This window comes from Actinopolymorpha singaporensis (assembly GCF_900104745.1).
In the GTDB taxonomy this organism is placed as follows: domain Bacteria; phylum Actinomycetota; class Actinomycetes; order Propionibacteriales; family Actinopolymorphaceae; genus Actinopolymorpha; species Actinopolymorpha singaporensis.
This window is the reverse complement of sequence record NZ_LT629732.1, coordinates 3,015,621-3,034,030: the sequence shown is the minus strand read 5'-3', so window position 1 is coordinate 3,034,030 and position 18,410 is coordinate 3,015,621. Positions and strand designations below refer to the sequence as shown.

12 protein-coding genes are annotated in these 18,410 nt (G+C 71.7%); 4 read left to right on the top strand and 8 right to left on the bottom strand.

Annotated features, from left to right (window positions below):
* Positions 1 to 70: 70 nt before the first annotated feature.
* The 3 genes from BLU27_RS13820 (at position 71) to BLU27_RS13810 (ending at position 3,871) form a co-directional block, all read left to right on the top strand.
* Positions 71 to 931, top strand: a complete 861-nt coding sequence (locus tag BLU27_RS13820; protein ID WP_092653923.1) for an ABC transporter ATP-binding protein — start codon at positions 71 to 73, stop codon at positions 929 to 931.
* On the top strand, positions 928 to 2,952 hold the full coding sequence (locus BLU27_RS13815; RefSeq protein WP_092653921.1) for an FtsX-like permease family protein: 2,025 nt from the start codon (positions 928 to 930) through the stop codon (positions 2,950 to 2,952). Before BLU27_RS13820 ends, BLU27_RS13815 begins: the two co-directional genes overlap by 4 nt.
* Before the next feature lie 499 nt (positions 2,953 to 3,451).
* Complete coding sequence (locus tag BLU27_RS13810; protein ID WP_092653919.1) at positions 3,452 to 3,871, top strand: hypothetical protein; 420 nt, start codon at positions 3,452 to 3,454, stop codon at positions 3,869 to 3,871.
* A 25-nt stretch (positions 3,872 to 3,896) separates the two neighbouring features.
* On the opposite strand, the gene BLU27_RS13805 is transcribed toward BLU27_RS13810, so the two are convergent.
* Genes BLU27_RS13805 through BLU27_RS13795 form a run of 3 tightly spaced genes read right to left on the bottom strand, consistent with a single transcriptional unit; the run spans position 3,897 to position 7,805 of the window.
* On the bottom strand, positions 3,897 to 5,705 hold the full coding sequence (locus BLU27_RS13805) for an FAD-dependent oxidoreductase (protein WP_092653917.1): 1,809 nt from the start codon (positions 5,703 to 5,705) through the stop codon (positions 3,897 to 3,899).
* A gap of 23 nt (positions 5,706 to 5,728) precedes the next feature.
* Positions 5,729 to 7,276 carry a succinic semialdehyde dehydrogenase gene (locus BLU27_RS13800; protein ID WP_092653915.1) on the bottom strand — a complete coding sequence of 516 codons (1,548 nt, stop codon included), beginning with the start codon at positions 7,274 to 7,276 and terminating at the stop codon, positions 5,729 to 5,731.
* Positions 7,277 to 7,280: 4 nt separating this feature from the next.
* The gene (locus tag BLU27_RS13795) at positions 7,281 to 7,805 is read right to left on the bottom strand and encodes a MarR family winged helix-turn-helix transcriptional regulator (protein ID WP_172804948.1); all 525 of its coding nucleotides are present in this window, start codon (positions 7,803 to 7,805) and stop codon (positions 7,281 to 7,283) included.
* A 168-nt stretch (positions 7,806 to 7,973) separates the two neighbouring features.
* On the opposite strand from BLU27_RS13795, the gene BLU27_RS13790 reads away from it, so the two are divergent.
* The gene (locus tag BLU27_RS13790) at positions 7,974 to 11,696 is read left to right on the top strand and encodes an efflux RND transporter permease subunit (RefSeq protein ID WP_092653911.1); all 3,723 of its coding nucleotides are present in this window, start codon (positions 7,974 to 7,976) and stop codon (positions 11,694 to 11,696) included.
* A gap of 212 nt (positions 11,697 to 11,908) precedes the next feature.
* On the opposite strand, the gene BLU27_RS13785 is transcribed toward BLU27_RS13790, so the two are convergent.
* The 5 genes from BLU27_RS13785 to groES form a co-directional block, all read right to left on the bottom strand.
* A complete protein-coding gene (locus tag BLU27_RS13785) occupies positions 11,909 to 13,015 on the bottom strand; it encodes a GuaB3 family IMP dehydrogenase-related protein (protein ID WP_092653909.1) in 1,107 nt (368 codons plus the stop codon).
* 53 nt (positions 13,016 to 13,068) lie between these two features.
* A complete protein-coding gene (gene guaB, locus BLU27_RS13780) occupies positions 13,069 to 14,592 on the bottom strand; it encodes an IMP dehydrogenase (protein WP_092653907.1) in 1,524 nt (507 codons plus the stop codon).
* 209 nt (positions 14,593 to 14,801) lie between these two features.
* On the bottom strand, positions 14,802 to 15,989 hold the full coding sequence (locus tag BLU27_RS13775; RefSeq protein WP_092653905.1) for an MFS transporter: 1,188 nt from the start codon (positions 15,987 to 15,989) through the stop codon (positions 14,802 to 14,804).
* 242 nt (positions 15,990 to 16,231) lie between these two features.
* A complete protein-coding gene (groL, locus tag BLU27_RS13770) occupies positions 16,232 to 17,854 on the bottom strand; it encodes a chaperonin GroEL (protein ID WP_092653903.1) in 1,623 nt (540 codons plus the stop codon).
* A gap of 259 nt (positions 17,855 to 18,113) precedes the next feature.
* Positions 18,114 to 18,410, bottom strand: a complete 297-nt coding sequence (gene groES / locus BLU27_RS13765; RefSeq protein ID WP_092653901.1) for a co-chaperone GroES — start codon at positions 18,408 to 18,410, stop codon at positions 18,114 to 18,116.

The following is an 18,410-nucleotide window of genomic DNA, read 5'->3' as shown; positions in this document are numbered from 1 at the left end:
CATTCGGGGCCACCGAAGCGCGCCCTGCCGACGACGCGGCCGGCCCCTGCCCGCCGGAAGACTTTCCGGCATGCAGACCAACCAGACCTCGGGGACCGGCAACCTCGCCCGCCGGCCAGAGCTGCCGCGTCCGCCGTTCGCACCGGCGCTGTCCGGGCGCGGCCTGGGCAAGCGGTTCGGTACGACCGTCGCCCTGGCCGACGTGAGCCTCACGGTGGGGCGGGCCGAGTCGGTGGCGATCATGGGCCCCAGCGGCTCGGGCAAGTCCACCTTGCTGCACTGCCTCGCCGGGATCATCCGGCCCGACGCCGGCGAGGTCGTCCTGCACGACGCCGGCGGCAGGACCGGCGGGAACGGCAGAACCGGCGGGAACGACAGAACCGGCGGGAACGAGAGGGACGGCAGTGCCGGCGGGCGGCGGGTGGACACCATGAGCGAACGGGAACGCAGCCGGCTGCGGCGGACGCGGTTCGGGTTCGTCTTCCAGTTCGCCCAGTTGCTGCCCGAGCTGCCTGCCGAGGAGAACATCGCGCTGCCGCTGATGCTGGGCGGAACGCCCCGGCGGGCGGCGGTCGCCCGGGCGCACGCCTGGGTGGAGCCGCTCGGCCTGGCCGGGTTGGAGAAACGGCGGCCGGGAGAGCTCTCCGGCGGCCAGGCACAACGCGTGGCCCTCGCCCGCGCACTGGTCATCGAGCCCGCTGTCGTCTTCGCCGACGAACCGACCGGCGCCCTGGACCAGGCGACCGGCGAGGAGACCATGCGACTGCTGGTGTCGACCAGCCGGGCCAACGGCGCCGCCCTGGTGGTGGTGACGCACGACCCGAACGTCGCCGCCGCCTGCGACCGGGTCGTGGAAGTACGCGACGGCCGGCTGCTGCCCACTGTCGGGCAGGCCTCCGGTCCGGCAGCCGGGACGGGAGCGTACCGGTGACCAGTGTCAACCTCAGCTTGCGCCTGCTGCGGGTCGGCGGCCGGCGCGGGCTGCTCGCCGTCGGCCTGACGGCCGGCGCCGTCGCGGTGTGCACGGCGTTGCTGCTCGCCGCCGTCGCCGCGAACGTCGCGTTCGCCGGCCGGGCCGACCGGGACGCCTGGCGTCATCCCGACCACGCCGCCCCGCCGTCGAAAGCCGTGGCGCTGGAGGGCACCAGCCTGGACTACGTACGCGGGCAGGTGGTGACCGTGGTCGACCTGGCCGCCCTGCACGGCACCGACGGGGCGGACGGCCGTCCCGGCGCGCTGCCCGCGCCCCCGGGCATGGCCCGCTTCCCGGCACCGGGCGAGGTCTGGATGTCGCCGGCGCTCGCCCGGCTCTCGGCCTCGATGCCGCCCGGCCAGTTCGCCGACCGGTTCCCGGAACGTACGCCGACCGGCCTGCTCGGCGACGACGCGCTGGTCCACGGCGACGAACTCGTCGCGGTGGTCGGCCGGCAGGCGGACGATCCGGCCATGCACGGAGACCGCAGCGATCTGGCGGACGCCACCAGCCCGACTCCGATCGCGTCCTTCGACGACGGGCGGCCCAACCATGCCGCCGGCTTCTACCGCGTCCTCACCGGGCTGGCGACAGTGCTGCTCGGTGTACCCCTGCTGGTCTTCGGCGGCGCTGCCGCCCGCCTCACCGTGGCCCGCCGGGACCAGCGGCTCGCGGCCCTTCGGCTGGTGGGCGCCACTCCCGGCCAGGTGGTGACGATGACGGTCGCCGAGTCGATGGTGACGGCGCTCGCCGGCGCGGTCGCCGGTGCGCTGCTGTATGTCGCGATGATCCCGGGGCTGACCAGGATCTCGATCTCCGGCGGGACGTGGGCCGCTGGTGACCTGTGGGTCGGCGTGCCGCTGGTCCTCGCCGTCGTGGCGGCGGTGGTCGTGCTCGTCGGGGTGAGCGCGGTGGCCGGCCTGCGCCGGGTCGTGGTCAGTCCGCTGGGGGTCGCCCGGCGGCAGACGCCACCGGGGCTGCGCGCCGTCCGCGTCCTCGCGTTCGTGGCGGCGGTGGTGGGCTTCCTCTTTGCCAGCAAGCTGATGCGAGGCTCGTTCGCCACCGTCTTCACGGTGATCGTGGTGATGCTCGCCGTCGGATTCTGGACGCTCAACCTGGTCGGGCCCTGGGTGGTCGGGCTGGTCGGCCGGATCGCGGCCGCCGGTGCTCGCCGGCCGGCCCGGCTGCTCGCGGGCCGCCGGCTCATGGACGACCCGCGCTCGGCCTGGCGGACGGTGAACGGGATCGCGCTGACCGGGTTCGTGGCCGGGTTCACCGTGCTGCTGAACCCCGGGCCGGGCGGGCTCGGCCACTCCACCGACGACCAGCTGCGGGCCAAGGTTCCGGCCCGGCACGCGACGGCCGTGGTCGCGGACGCCCGGGAGCGGCTGGCCGGGATTCCGGGTGCTCACGTGCGGCTCACCGAGCCGGCCGGCTCCACGACCGGCGCACCCGCGTACCGCTCGGTGGTCGTCACCGTGCCCGGCGGTCAGGAGCGAACGGACGAGGCACGCACGTCGCTCGCCGGGCTGGTACCCGGCCGGCCGTTCGCCAGCCCCGCGGACGCCGACCGGGGCACCGAGCAAATGCTGACCGACATCCAGACCGGTGCGCGAACCGTCCTGATCGCGTCGTTCCTGCTGGGTACGGTCAGCGCCGGCATCACCGGCGTGTCCTCGATCCTCGACCGCCGGCAGACGTTCGCACTGTTGCGGTTGGCGGGTACGCCGCTTCGGGTGCTGGATGCGGCCCGACGTCGCGAGACGCTCATCCCGCTGGTGGTGATGGGTGGCGGCGCGCTGGTGACCGGCCTGGTGATGGCCGCGCCGTTCGCGCTGGCCAACCCGGTGCGACCGGAGGGGCTGGTGACGCTCGCACTGACCGTGCTCGGTGGCCTCGCCGCCGTGGTCGGTGCCAGCGAGCTGAGCCGGCCGTTCCTCCGGGCCGTCACGGCCGACCCCGCACCACGACCGGACTGACCACTTCGGCGACTTTCCGGAGCCGACAGGACCTCAGTGGCTCGAACGACCAAAGCGCACGAACTACGGAAGGCTCGAACGACCGATGGCGGAACGGCCTGCAACCTGTACGAACCAGGCCGTAACCGGATGCGAACTCGGTCGTTCATCGATCAGACGGCGTGATCCGGGCAACCGGACAACACCGTCGGTGCGACGGGCACCGCTCGCGGCCTCGCGGACCGTCGTACCAGAGGACCCGGCTCCCCGCCTGCTGGAGCCGGGTCCTCCGACGTGTTCGGCGGCATGTTCGGGACCGCCCGAACGGAACCCGTGCCAGTAGCGAGACGTCAGAACCGGCATGATGCTTTCCGTACTTCGACGCGGTGCGCCACTGGCCGCACTCATGGGGGTTCTCGTTCTCGGCATGGCGGCATGCGGGACCGAGCGAGCGCCGACCACGGAGGCACAGGCAACGTCCACGCCCACCAACAGTCCGCACCCGACCCCGGGACCCACCATGAACTCCTCGCTCTCCCTGCACCGTACGGGCGGCGTCGCCGGCTTCGACGACCAACTCGTGGTCGACGCCGACGGCAGCGCCACCCTCACCAGCCGGGGCAAGGAGCCCTTCACCTGCAGCGTGAAGTCGGCGACGATGTCCCGGATCGCCGCGGCCGCCGACCGTGCCGAGAAGGCACCCCGGCCCAGGGCGCACGAGGAAGACACCAAGAAGAAGAGGAAATTGCGGACGCCCACGCCGGACACCATCCATCTCTACCTCACCGTGGGTGAGAAGCAGATCTCCTACGAGGACGTCAAGAGCGCCGACCAGTCCTACCGTGACCTGTTCGACCTGATGAACGACGTGATGAGCTCCGCGTCCTCCCTGCGCAAGGGCGGCGACGGCGCGACGCGGTCCGGATCCGTCTGCTCGTAAGGCTTTCCAGCGCCGCGGGCGGTCGTCAACCTCGGCTTGCCCGCGGCGAGGTGAGGCGCAGGGCACCCGGCGCGCTCGCCGGAACGACCGGGTGCCGTGGCGCCACCGGATCGATCCGCTGGTACTCCCCACCGAGTTCCGGTCGCGGGTCGGTCTCGCCCCGGTTGGGCCAGTACGACACCGCCCGCTCCGCCTGTGCGGTGATTGTCAAGGACGGGTTGACACCGAGGTTGGCCGACACCGCGGCTCCGTCGAGCACGTGCAGTCCGGGATGTCCGTACACCCGTTGGTACCCGTCCACGACACCGTGGTCGGCGTCCGCACCGATCACGCACCCGCCGATGATGTGCGCGGTGATCGGCCTGTCGAACACCTCGCCGACCGTGCCGCCCGGCGTGCCCCCCACGAGTTCGGCCAGGCGGCGAACGACCTGGTTGGCCACCGGAATCCAGGTCGGGTTGGGCTCGCCGTGTCCCTGCCGGGAGGTGAGCCGCCAGCCGAAGGCACCGCGCCGCAGCCGTACGGTCAGGGAGTTGTCCAGTGACTGCATGACCAGCGCGATCACGGTGCGCTCCGACCAGTTCCGGAGGTCTGCAAGCCGGGCCAGGTCGCCCGGATGGCGGGCGGCCTGGCGCAGCCAGGTCACCCACCGGCGACCGCCGTCCCCACCGTCGGTGAGCACCGTCTGCAGCAAACCCATCGCATTGCTGCCCCGGCCGTACCGCACCGGTTCGATGTGCGTCTGCGGGTCCGGGTGGAACGACGAGGAGATCGCGACGCCGCGCGAGTAGTCGGTCTCGCGCCCCCTGGCGATCGCGCCGAGGATCGACTCGGAGTTGGTCCGGGTCAGCACGCCCAGCCGGTCGGAGAGGTTGGGCAGCCGGCCCTCGGCCTTCATCCGGTGCAGGAGCCGCTGGGTGCCGAGCGCGCCGGCGGCGAACACCACCTGGTCGGCGTGGAACGTCCGCCGCGTCCGGGCGCGACGCAGACCGCGCCGGCGCTGCCCTCCGCCGCGCGTCGGCTCGGTGTCCACGGCGTACCCGCCGCCGGCCAACGGGCGTACCGCGGTCACGGTGGTGAGCGGATGCACCTGCGCGCCGGCTTCCTCGGCGAGGTACAGGTAGTTGGTGGTCAGGGTGTTCTTGGCGTTGTGCCGGCAGCCGGTCATGCACTCACCGCACTCGATGCAGGAACGCCGGCGTGGCCCCGCACCGCCGAAGTAGGGATCGTCGACCTCGGTGCCCGGCGGCGTACCCGGCGTGCCGAAGAACACCCCGACCGGCGTCTGCCGGAAGGTGTCGCCGACGCCCATCTCCTCGGCGATCTTGCGCATCACCACGTCGGAGGGTGTCATGGTCGGGTTGACGGTGACGCCGAGCATCCGCTTGGCCTGGTCGTAGTGCGGCGCGAGCTCGGCCCGCCAGTCGGTCAGCCCGCGCCACTGCGGGTCGTCGTAGAACTCCGCCAGGGGTTCGTACAACGTGTTGGCGTAGACCAGGGAGCCGCCGCCGACGCCTGCCCCGGACAGCACCAGAACGTCACGCAGCAAGGTGATTCGCTGGATGCCGAGGCATCCCAGCCGGGGCGCGAAGAGGAAGTCGCGGAGTTGCCAGGACGTTCGCGGCAGCGTCCGCACGCCGTCGCCGGCGCGGGAGTCCTCGCTGCGGGTGGCTTCGGGACGGGTGGCCTCGATGCCGTGGTCGGCCGTGCTGGCGTCGGCGAACCTCGCCCCGGCCTCCAGCACACCTACCCGGTAGCCCTTCTCGGTGAGCCGGAGGGCTGCGACGCTGCCACCGAAGCCGGAACCGATCACCACGACGTCGTAGTGCGGCATCCGCGGGTCGCGACGTGGGCGGATCACTTGTGGCCCGCCTTCCGCAGCGCGCGCAGCGCGAGGGTGAGCCCGCGGGCGAACGTGTCGTGGGACGCGCCGGCCGGTGGGGTCATCGGCACCCGCTGCACCGCGATGGTCTGCGCCTCGGTGTACTTCAGCAACCCGTCGGCACCGTGCCGGCGCCCCATGCCGGAGTCCCCGACACCACCCATCGGCGCGTCCATGCTCCCCCACGCCGCGGCGTACGCCTCGTTGACGTTGACCGTGCCGACGTGCAGGCGTTCGCCGACCGAGCAGGCCCGGCGTACGTCCCGGCCGTAGACCGCGGCGTTCAGCCCGAACGCCGTGTCGTTGGCAAGGGCCACCGCCTCGCCCTCGTCGGCGACGCGGTGGACCGACACGACGGGGCCGAACGTCTCCTCGGCGAAGCAGGTCATGTCCGGGGTCACCTCGGCCAGGACGGTGGGCGCGAAGAAGTACGGCCCGAGGTCGGGCCGGGCGACCCCGCCGGTGAGCACGCGCGCGCCCTTGGCCTTGGCGTCCTCGACGTGCGCGGTGACCGTGCGGAGCTGCTCGGCGGAGACGAGCGAGCCCATGTCGGGGCCGAAGTCCAGCGCCGGGCCGATCCGCATCGCCTCCACCCGGGCCACGAGGCGTTCGACGAACCCGTCGTACACGGGTGCCGCGACGTAGAGGCGTTCGATCGAGATGCACAGCTGGCCGGCGTTGGAGAAGCATCCCCGGACCGCACCCTCGGCGGCGACGTCCAGGTCGGCGTCGTCGAGGACCAGCATGGCGTTCTTGCCGCCAAGCTCCATGGTGGCGCCGATCAGTCGCTCACCACACCGGGCGGCCACCGAGCGGCCGGTCTTCGTGGAGCCGGTGAAGCAGACGAAGTCGGAGTGGTCGATCAGGGCGTTCCCGATCGAGGAACCCGGACCCACCACCACCTGCCACAGGTCGGGCGGCAGGCCGGCGTCGGCGAGGAGTTCGGCGCCGGCCAGGGCGCACAGCGCGGTGAGGCTGGCCGGCTTGGTGACCACCGCGTTGCCCGCGACCAGCGCGGGCAGCGCGTCGGAGATCGCCAGCGTGAACGGGTAGTTCCAGGGCGCGATGACGCCGACCACACCCTTGGGGTGCCGCAGCTCGGTGGCCCGGGTGAGGAACGGGAACATGCCTGCCCGCCTGGTCGGCAGCAGGTGCTGCTGGGCGACCCGGGCGTAGTAGCGCGCGGTGTTCGCGACGTCCGCCAGCTCCTCGAACGCGTGCTTGCGCGCCTTACCGGACTCCCACTGAACGAGGTCCAGGATGTCGCGCTGACGGTCGAGCACCAGGTCGTGCACCCGCAGCAGCAGTTCGGCGCGCTCGGCCACCGGCACCCGGGCCCACTCCGCCTGGGCCGCCCGGGCCCGGGAGAACGCCTCGGCCACGTCGCCGGTGCTCGACACCGGGACCTGACCCAGGGGCTTTCCTGTCAGCGGCGAGACGGCGTCCAGGGTCTCCCCCGTCGTCGCGAACACCCGGCCGGTCAGCTCGGCCACCCGGGCGGAGGTGAGTTCCCGCTCAGTCATGGTTTCAGCCTAGGCGTCGTGCTCGCGGATCACGGGCGGAGTGGGCGAGCGGGTGATCGGGGTCACCGCCGGCCGCGCCGCCCTCGGCCGCGACCTCCTCGGCGCAGACCCTCGCCAGCGCCTCCACGGCGGTGGCCAGCCCGGACAGAACGTCATCGTCCAGGCGGTCGAACATCCTGCGTTGGTACGCCCGGCGCACCTCGTCCACGTCCCCCAGCAGGGTCCGCCCGGCTTCGGTGAGATCCACCCGCCGGACCCGGCGGTCGTGGCCGTCCGGAATGCGGTGGACCAGGCCGCGTACCTGCAACCGGTCGACGATCCCGGTCAGCGTGGTGGGGCCGACGCCGAGCGCGTCGGCCAGCTCGTGCGCCGACAGTGCCCCGGACGCGCCGAGAACGAAAAGTGCCCGCAGCTGGGTCATCGTGAGGTCCACTGAGAGCAGATCCGGACCGCACAGCCGCAGCAGGGACTGACGGAAATCGTCCTCAGCCGCCTCGATCCGGGCAATCAGCCCGGCTCTGTACTCCACGCCGCGTACCCCCATCTCATCCCTCCGGAGGATCTTCTCCGGTAAGACCCTGAAATAGCTCGCCTGATGACGATATTCCGTCCGAGGCGAAGTATTGTCGGGGACGGCCAAAGTCGGCCGCACCAGCACGTCGCGCCCGCGCCGGGGCAGCTAGTCCGAGGGGAATCCATGTCCAGACTGGCCAGACTGAGTCTCGCCTACCGGAGCCTCGTCGCCCTGGTCTCGATCGCCATCCTCGGCTTCGGCCTGGTCGCCACCGGCGCCCTGAAGCAGGAGCTGATCCCCAGCCTCGAGATCCCCGGCGCCTACATCAGCACGGTCTACCCGGGCGCCTCGCCCGAGATCGTCGAACGCGAGGTCACCAAGCCGATCGAGTCCGCCGTCGCCGGCGTCGACGGCCTGGACAAGACCACCTCCACCTCCAGCGACGGCTTCTCGCTCGTACAGGCCGACTTCACCTACGGCACCGACATCGGCCGCGCCGTCCAGAACATCCAGCAGTCGATCAACCGGCTCTCCGGGCAGCTCCCCGACGACGTCCAGCCGACCGTGCAGGCCGGCAGCTTCAACGACCTGCCCGTCGTCCTGCTCGCGGTCAGCTCCGACCAGAGCCAGCAGGACCTCGCCCGCGCCCTCGACGACCGGGTGGTCCCGGAGCTGGACAAACTCACCGACGTACGCCAGGTGATGGTGACCGGTGAGCGCGACCGGCAGGTCTCGGTGACCGTGGACGACAAGAAGCTGGCCGATCGCGGCGTCAGTCTGCAGGGCGTGATCGGCGCGCTGCAGGCCAACGGCGTCAACGTGCCGGGCGGGCAGTTCGACTCGGGTGACCGCTCGCTGTCGGTGTCCGTGGGGTCGCCGTTCACCTCGGTCGCCGACCTCCGCAACCTGCCCGTCCTGCCGGGAGCCGGCACGGCCGGTGCCGGGACCGGGAGCGGGACCGGAGGATCGGCGGGCGCGGGTGGCGCCGGCCAGTCCTCCGCGGGGCAGGCGGGCGGCGGGTCCACCTCCGGGTCCGCGTCCGGGTCCCCGTCCGGGTCCGCGTCCGGGTCCGGCACTGGGTCCCGCACTGGATCCGCGGGCTCGCCCGGCGGGGCAGGCCAGGCGGCTCCGGCCGCTCCGACGCCCGTACGGCTGTCCGACGTCGCCACCGTCGAGGAGACCCTGGCGCCGACGAGTTCGATCACCCGCACCAACGGCCGGCCGACGCTCGGCATCGCGGTCACCAAGACCGCCGAGGGCAACACCGTCGCCGTCTCCCACGCGGTCCAGGACCGGCTGGACGAGCTGCGCACCTCCATCGGCGGCGACGCCAAGCTGACGGTGGTGTTCGACCAGGCACCGTTCATCGAGGAGTCCATCCACGGGCTCACCACCGAGGGCGCGATCGGCCTGCTGTTCGCCGTTCTGGTGATCCTCGTCTTCCTGTTGTCGCTGCGGTCGACGCTGGTCACCGCGGTGTCCATCCCGTTCTCGCTGCTGGTCGCGATGCTCGGGCTGTACGCCGGCGGCTACTCCCTCAACATCCTCACGCTGGGCGCACTCACCGTCGCCATCGGACGCGTGGTCGACGACTCGATCGTCGTGCTGGAGAACATCAAGCGGCACCTGGGCTACGGCGAGGACAAGCTCCGGGCGATCCTGGACGCCGTACGCGAGGTGGCCGGCGCGGTCACCGCGTCCACGGTCACCACGGTCGGCGTCTTCGCCCCGATCGCGTTCGTGGGCGGCCAGGTCGGCGAGCTGTTCCGGCCGTTCGCCGTCACGGTGAGCATCGCGCTCGCCGCGTCGCTGCTGGTCTCGCTGACGATCATTCCGGTCCTCGCGTACTGGTTCCTGCGCCGCCCCAGCGTCGACCCCGCCGACGAGGCGCGGGTGCGGGCCGAGGCGGTCGCCAAGGAACGCCGCAACCCGCTGCAGCGGGCGTACATCCCGGTGATCAGCTGGACCACGCGGCACAAGGTGATCACCCTGCTGGTCGGCGTACTCGTGTTCGCCGGGACGATCGGCGCCGCACCGCTGCTGAAGACCAACTTCCTCGACGACAGCGGGCAGAACACCGTCACCGTCAACCAGGCAATGCCGGTCTCCTCCTCCCTGGCCGCCACCGACACCGCGGCCAAGAAGGTGGAGAAGGTCATCGCCGGCCTGGACGGGGTGAAGTCGTACCAGACGACCGTGGGCACGGCGGAGTTCGGCAGCTTCTCCACCGGCGGCCGCACCAACCAGGCGACGTTCTCCCTCACCACGAAGGACGACATCGACCAGACGGTTTTCCGCGACCGGCTGCGCAAGGACCTCGACCGGCTCACCGGCGTGGGGACGCTCACCGTCGAGGGCGCCCAGTCCGGGCCGCCCGGGTCCAGCAACCTCGAGGTCGAGGTCTCCGCGCCGACGACCGAGGCGCTGCGGACCGCCGCGGAGCAGGTGGAGAAGGCCGTTCGCGGTGTCGACGGCGCCTCCGACGTGACCAACAACCTCAGCTCGGAAAGGCCGACCGTCCAGGTCGAGGTCGACCGGGCGAAGGCGGCCGCGGCCGGGCTGTCGGAGGCCCAGATCGGTCAGGCCGTACGCCAGGCGTTCGAGGGGCAGCAGGCGGGCACCGTCACCCTCGACTCCGAGCAGAGCGACGTGATGGTCTACGCCGGCAGCACGCCCAGGGACCTCGCCTCCATGCGCCGGCTGCCGCTGCCCACACCGCTCGGGACCACCGTGCGGCTGGACTCGGTGGCCAAGGTGTCCGAGGTCGCCAAGGCCGCGCAGCTCACCCGGACCGACGGGCGGCGTACCGCCACCATCTCCGCCACACCGAACACCTCCAACGTCGGCAAGGTCTCCAGCGACCTCGACGCCGCCCTGAGCAAGCTGAAGTTGACAGGCGGCGCGACGTACAAGCTGGGCGGCGTGAGCTCTGAGCAGAGCGACGCCTTCGGACAGCTCGGGGTGGCGATGCTCGCCGCGATCGCGATCGTCTTCCTGGTCATGGTGGCGACGTTCCGCAGCATCGTGCAGCCGCTCATCCTCCTGGTGTCCGTGCCGTTCGCGGCGACCGGAGCGCTCGCGCTGCTGCTGGCGACCGACACCGCGCTCGGCGTACCCGCCCTGATCGGCATGCTGATGCTGGTCGGCATCGTGGTCACCAACGCGATCGTGCTGATCGACCTGATCAACCAGTACCGCGATCGCGGCATGAGCGTGCGCGAGGCGGTGATCGAGGGCGGCCGGCGGCGGCTGCGGCCGATCCTGATGACGGCGCTGGCGACCATCTGCGCACTGGTGCCGATGTCACTCGGCCTCACCGGCGGCGGGGTGTTCATCTCCCAGCCGCTGGCGATCGTGGTGATCGGCGGCCTGGTCAGCTCCACCCTGCTGACGCTGGTTCTGGTGCCGACGCTCTACACGCTGGTGGAGGAGTTCAAGGAACGCCGCCGCCGGCGCCGGGGAAGCGACACCCGCGAGGGCGACGTGGCGCGACAGGACGGTACGCCGCGGCGCAACGGCGCGCACGCCGGGCAAGCACGCGCCGGCGAGTACGCCGACGCGGGTGGGCACGTCCGCAGCACACACGCCGCGGCACACCACCACGCCGCGCACAGCCACGTGGCCGGGCCGGATGAGCACGTGGGTGAGCACGGCGAGGACACGGACGCGCACCTCAACGGGGTTCCGGCGCCCAGCCGGACCGGGAACGGTTCGTCGGCTCCGGCCGCCACGGTGGGTGGTGCGGCCGGCGCGGTGGCGGGCAGCGCGGTGACGACGGTGAACGCCAACCGTCCCCCGTCGGCAGACGGCGTCGGCCCCGGCGAGCCGGTCCGGGTCCAGGTCGAGGTCGTGGTGCGTACGGTCCCCTCCGAGCCGGACACCCGTCCCCCCGCCGCCGACGACTGACCTGCCCACCTACCACCGCTCGGTCGCTCAGCCTGAGAGGTACCGGGCCCGTCAGTGCGAGCGCGAGATGGCGAAGTGTGGAGACTTACGGGGGTCAGAGCCCCCGTAAGTCTCCACACTTCGACTGCCGAGGCTTCCAAACGCAGAGCCACCCCCGGCGTTGCTCTGGCCGGGGGCGGTTTCGTGCTGTCGGGTTCGCGGCCGTCGCACAGTTACTGGACGACGACCTCGATGCGCTGGAACTCCTTGAGGTCGGTGTAACCCGTGGTCGCCATCGCCCGGCGCAGCGCGCCGACGAGGTTCATCGTGCCGTCGGAACGCCGGGACGGTCCGAAGAGGATCTCCTCCAGCGTGCCGATCGTGCCCACCTCCACCCGGGCTCCACGCGGCAGCTCGCCGTGATGCGCCTCCAGTCCCCAGTGGAACCCGTGCCCTGGCGCCTCCTGGGCGCGGGCCAGCGGCGAGCCGAGCATCACCGCGTCGGCCCCGCAGGCGACCGCCTTGGCGAGGTCACCGGACCGGCCGACCGAACCGTCGGCGATCACGTGGACGTAGCGGCCACCGGACTCGTCGAGGTAGTCGCGGCGGGCGGCGGCGACGTCGGCCACCGCGGAAGCCATGGGCACCGCGACGCCGAGGACGCTGCGGGTGGTGTGCGCGGCACCGCCGCCGAACCCGACCAGGACGCCGGCCGCGCCGGTCCGCATCAGGTGCAGCGCCGCCTGGTAGGTCGCGCACCCGCCGACCACGACGGGCACATCCAGCTCGTAGATGAACTGCTTGAGGTTGAGCGGCTCGATCTGGGAGGAGACGTGCTCGGCGGAGACGGTCGTACCGCGGATCACGAAGATGTCCACCCCGGCGTCGACCACCGTCTTCCACAGCTGCTTGGTGCGCGGAGGTGACAGCGCGCCGGCCACGGTCACACCGGCGGCACGGATCTCTGCCAGCCGGGCGGTGATCAGGTCGGGCTTGATCGGCTCGTCGTAGATCTGCTGCATCCGCGCCGTGGCTGCGTCAGGACCGAGTTCGGCGATCTCGGCCAGCAGCGGCTCGGGGTCGTCGTAGCGGGTCCACAGCCCCTCGAGGTTGAGGACGCCGAGCCCGCCGCGGCGGCCGAGTTCGATCACCGTGCTCGGCGAGGCCACCGAGTCCATCGGCGCGGCGATCACCGGCATCTCGAAGCGGTAGGCGTCGATCTGCCAGGCCGTCGACACCTCCTCGGGGTCGCGGGTGCGCCGGCTGGGCACGATCGCGATGTCGTCGAAGGAGTACGCCCGGCGACCGCGTTTGCCACGGCCGATCTCGATCTCGGTCACGGCCCTGATTCTCCCCTACGCCGCGAGGACCGCGGTCAGGCCCCCCGGATCGCTCAGCGGCCCCAGTAGTTGGGCGCCTCGACCGTCATCCGGATGTCGTGCGGGTGGCTCTCCTTCAGCCCGGCAGGGGTGATGCGCACGAACTTCCCCCGCTCCTGCAGCTCGGGCACCGTCCGGGCGCCGACGTAGAACATCGACTGGCGCAGCCCGCCGATCAGCTGGTGCGCGACCGCGCGGAGCTGCCCGCGGTAGGGCACCTGCCCCTCGATGCCCTCGGGTACGAGCTGGTCGTCGGAGGGTACGTCGCCCTGGAAGTAGCGGTCCTTGGAGTAGGAGCGGTTCTTGCCCCGTGAACTCATCGCGGCGAGCGAGCCCATGCCGCGGTAGGTCTTGTACTGCTTGCCGTTGATGAACACCAGGTCACCCGGGCTCTCCTCGCAGCCGGCGAGGAGCGAGCCGAGCATCACCGAGTCGGCGCCGGCGACCAGGGCCTTGGCGATGTCGCCGGAGTACTGCAGTCCGCCGTCGCCGATCACGGGTACGCCGGCCGGCTTGGCCGCGCGTGCGGCCTCGTAGATCGCGGTGACCTGCGGCGCGCCGACCCCGGCCACCACCCGGGTCGTACAGATCGAGCCGGGCCCGACACCCACCCGCACCCCGTCCGCGCCCGCGTCCACGACCGCCTGCGCGCCGGCCCGGGTGGCGACGTTGCCGCCGATCACGTCCACGTGGGCCGCGGCCGGGTCGGCCTTGAGCTGGCGGATCATGTCGAGTACGCCGGAGGTGTGACCGTGCGCGGTGTCGACGACGAGCAGGTCGACGCCGGCCTCGACCAGCGTCATCGCCCGCTTCCACCCGTCGCCGAAGAAGCCGACCGCCGCGGCCACCCGCAGCCGGCCGGTGTCGTCCTTGGTGGCGTAGGGAAACTGGTCGCGCTTGACGAAGTCCTTCAGGGTGATCAGCCCCTGCAACCGGCCGGCCTTGTCGACCAGCGGCAGCTTCTCGATCTTGTGCTTGTGCAGCAGCCCCATCGCCTCGTCGGCGGAGATGCCGACCACGCCGGTGACCAGCGGCATCGGCGTCATGATGTCGCGGACCAGGCGGGAGTGGTCGGTCTCGAACCGCATGTCGCGGTTGGTGACGATGCCGAGAAGCTCCTGGTCCGGGCCTACGACGGGCACGCCGGAGATGCGGTACTGGCCGCAGATGGCGTCGGCCTCGCCGATCGTCGCGTCGGGCCCGATGGTGATCGGCTGGGCGACCATGCCGGCCTCGGAGCGCTTGACCAGGTCGACCTGCTGGGCCTGGTCCTCGATGGAGAAGTTGCGGTGGAGTACGCCGATCCCGCCCTGGCGCGCCATGGCGATCGCCATCCGGGCCTCGGTCACGGTGTCCATCGGGCTGGACAGCAACGGGATCCGCACACTGATCCGGCGGGAGATCCGACTGGTGGTGTCGATCTCGTTGGGGATGACGTCGGACTCGCCTGGCAGCAGCAGGACGTCGTCGTAGGTCAGGCCGAGGGTGGTGAAGGGGCCGGTGACGTCGCCGTCTTCCTGCCGGGGATCAAGGTTCATGCTTCCTCCGGTCGCGAACGTCCCTTCATGCTAGCGAGGGTTCCCGGTGCGCCCTCGACGCGGGGCCGGTGTGTCATATGTGGCATTTCCCCGGAACGCCCGCAGTTCGGTCCGGCGTCACCCCAGGACAGCGGCCCACCCGGATCGCGGCGTCGCGGGCTCTGCGGCAGCGCTCGGCCGTACCCGGCTCCCCGGCCGCGACCACCCGGTCACGGGCCTGTGGGCGCCGGCGCGTGCCGCGGGATCCACCGGCCCATCAGGACCGCCCCGACCAGGCCCACCCCGCCCATCAGGAGCACTGCCGGGCCGAGCGCCACCGAGGCGCTCACCGCTCCGATCACCAGTGGGCCCGCGCTGTTGCCGGCGTCCGCGCACAGCCGCCAGGCGCCGAGGAACGCCGTCCGCCCGACGAGCGGGGACACGTCGGCGCCTAGCGTCATGATGATTCCGCTGCCGATGCCGTTCCCGAAACCCATCAGCAAAGCGACGCCGGCCAGCGTCACCGCGTGGTGGGTCATGGGAAGCAGCAGATGGGCGAGTCCCAGGATCACCATCGAGGGCACGGCCACGAACGCCCTGCCCCTGCGGTCCATCACCCGTCCCGCCGGATAGAACAACAGCATGTCCACCGAGCCGGCGATCCCGAAGATCAGACTGGTGGACGCTGCGTCCAGCCCGATGGAGTCCGCCCACAGCGGGATGACCACCTGACGCGAAGCCCGGACCGCACCCACCAGCAGGGCACCCATGCCGAGGGTGCGCAGCACGCTCGCGTGGCTGCGGGCGACGTCGAGGGTGCGGACAGGGCCGCCGGCGTGTACGGCCCTGCCCTCGTGGGCGGGTTCGGGCATCGCCAGCAGGAGAAGACCGGCGAGCACCGCGGTGGCGGCGTGCAGTCCGTACGCCCCGTCGGTCCCCCACACCCGGACCGCGAGCGCGCCGAGGAACGGCCCGGCGAACATCCCGATCCGCTGCACCCCGCCGAGAGTGGACATGGCCCGGGCCCGCAGGTGGAACGGCACCACCTCGGCGAGGTACGCCTGCCGCGCGAGGCCCCACACCGCTCCGGCGAGACCGGTGCAGAAGATGCCCAGCGCGAGCAGCCACTCGGTGGACGCCAGCATGCACGCGCCGAGTGCACCGACCACGAGTGCGGAGGCCGCCAGCATCGCCCGCCGCTCACCGATGCGCCCGGCCAGGGCTCCAGCAGGCAGGTCACCGACGAGCTGACCGACACCGGCGGCCGCCACGACCAGGCTTGCGGAGCCGACCGATGCGCCCAGGTCACGGGCGGACAACGCCACGATCGGCGCGATGGCGCCCTGGCCCACGCCGTAGAGGAGGGACGGCAGGTACACCCGCACGCCGAGGGACCTGAGGGTGACCTGGGTGGACATCAGACCTATTGTCGCCGGTTCCGGCTTCGGCCGATTCGCGGGTTCGGGCGATTCGCGGGTTCGGGCGATTCGCGCGGGTCGTGCCCGGACGCGGCCGGGGCGAGCAACTGAACGGGTCGCGGCTCACCGGCGACAAACGGCCGAGGGGCCGGGACTCCTCCGCGGAGGAATCCCGGCCCCTCGGCCGTTCTGCGTGCTGTCCGGCGTACGCCGGAGCCGGCCGGTCTCAGCCGGCTAGCGAATCAGTGACCGTGGCCGTGGCCGTGGCCCTGACCGGCGGCCTCCTCGGCCTCCTCCGGCTTGTCGACGACGAGCGTCTCGGTGGTGAGCAGCATCGCCGCGATGGACGCCGCGTTGGCGAGCGCCGAGCGGGTCACCTTCACCGGGTCGATGACGCCCTGGCCGACCAGGTCGCCGTACTCGCCGGTGGCGGCGTTGTAGCCCTTGCCGGGGCCGTTCTCGCGGACCTTCTCCACGACGACGTAACCCTGGGCGCCGGCGTTCTCGGCGATCCAGCGCAGCGGCTCGCGGACGGACTGGCGTACGAGCTCGACACCGACCTTCTCGTCGCCGGTCAGCTCGGACAGGTTGTCCAGCGCCGCCGCGGCGTGAACGAGGGCGGCGCCACCGCCGGTGACGATGCCCTCCTCGATCGCCGCCCGGGTCGCCGACACGGCGTCCTCGATGCGGTGCTTCTTCTCCTTGAGCTCGACCTCCGTGGCCGCGCCGACCTTGATCACACACACGCCGCCGGCCAGCTTCGCGAGCCGCTCCTGCAGCTTCTCGCGGTCCCAGTCGGAGTCGGTGTTCTCGATCTCGGCCCGGATCTGGGCGACGCGGGCCGCCACGTCGTCGGCGGAGCCGCCGCCGTCGATGACCGTGGTGTCGTCCTTGGTCACCGTGACGCGACGGGCGGTGCCGAGCACCTCGAGGCCCACCTGGTCGAGCTTGAGCCCGACCTCGGGGGCGATGACCTGTCCACCCGTGAGCGCGGCGAGGTCCTCGAGCATGGCCTTGCGGCGGTCACCGAACCCGGGCGCCTTGACGGCCACGGAGTTGAAGATGCCGCGGATCTTGTTGACCACGAGGGTGGCCAGGGCCTCGCCCTCGACGTCCTCGGCGATGATCACCAGGGGCTTGCCCGCCTGGACGACCTTCTCCAGCAGCGGGAGCAGGTCGGCCATCGAGGAGATCTTGCCCTGGTGGATCAGGATGTACGGGTCGTCCAGGACTGCTTCCTGGCGCTCGGCGTCGGTCACGAAGTTCGGCGAGATGAAGCCCTTGTCGAACTGCATGCCCTCGGTGAGCTCGAGCTCGGTGCCCAGGGTGTTGGACTCCTCGACGGTGATCACACCGTCCTTGCCCACCTTGTCGAACGACTCGGCGATCAGCTGGCCGATCTGCGCGTCCTGCGCGGAGATGGTGGCCACGTGGGCCATCTCCTCCCGGGTGTCGACCGACTTGGCCTTGTCCAGGAGGAAGGTGCTGATGGACTCGACCGCGCGGTCGATGCCCTTCTTCAGCGCCATCGGGTTGGCGCCGGCGGCGACCGCCCGCAGCCCGACGTGCACCATCGCCTGGGCGAGCACCGTCGCCGTGGTGGTGCCGTCACCGGCGATGTCGTTGGTCTTGGTGGCGACTTCCTTGACGAGCTGGGCGCCGAGGTTCTCGAACGGGTCCTCGAGCTCCACCTCGCGGGCGACCGTCACACCATCGTTGGTGATGGTGGGAGCGCCCCACTTCTTGTCGATGACGACGTTGCGGCCCTTCGGGCCCAGCGTCACCTTCACGGTGTTCGCGAGGGCGTCGACGCCGCGCTCGAGGGCGCGCCGTGCGTTCTCGTCGAACTCCAGGATCTTCGGCATGGGTCTAAATGTCCTTCCACGACGCCCCACCGGGGTCGTCCGGCGGTGGCCGGGCCCCGGCTGGTGCCGGTCGTCAGTCGTCCGTCAAACGTGTACGTCTGTTGCCGCGTGCGGCCAGGGACGGGACCCGGGCCGGCGGCAGGAGCCGACGGCAGGAGGGCGGTGGCGACGCGACCACTCGGTCGCGACCAGGTGGTCGCGGGTCGCGCCCGCCGGGGGACCCGGGCGCGCGGCCCGCCCTCCTGCCGGCGGCGTTGGCCTACTTCTCGACGACGGCGAGCACGTCGCGCGCGGAGAGGATGAGGAACTCCTCGCCGCTGTACTTCACCTCGGTGCCGCCGTACTTGCTGAAGATCACCTTGTTGCCGACAGCGACGTCGAGCGGGACCCGGTTGCCGTTGTCGTCGATGCGACCCGGACCGACCGCGACAACTTCGCCCTCCTGGGGCTTCTCCTTCGCGGTGTCGGGAATCACCAGACCCGACGCGGTTGTCTCTTCGGCGTCGAGGGTCTTGATGACGATGCGGTCCTCGAGCGGCTTGATGGAGACCGACAC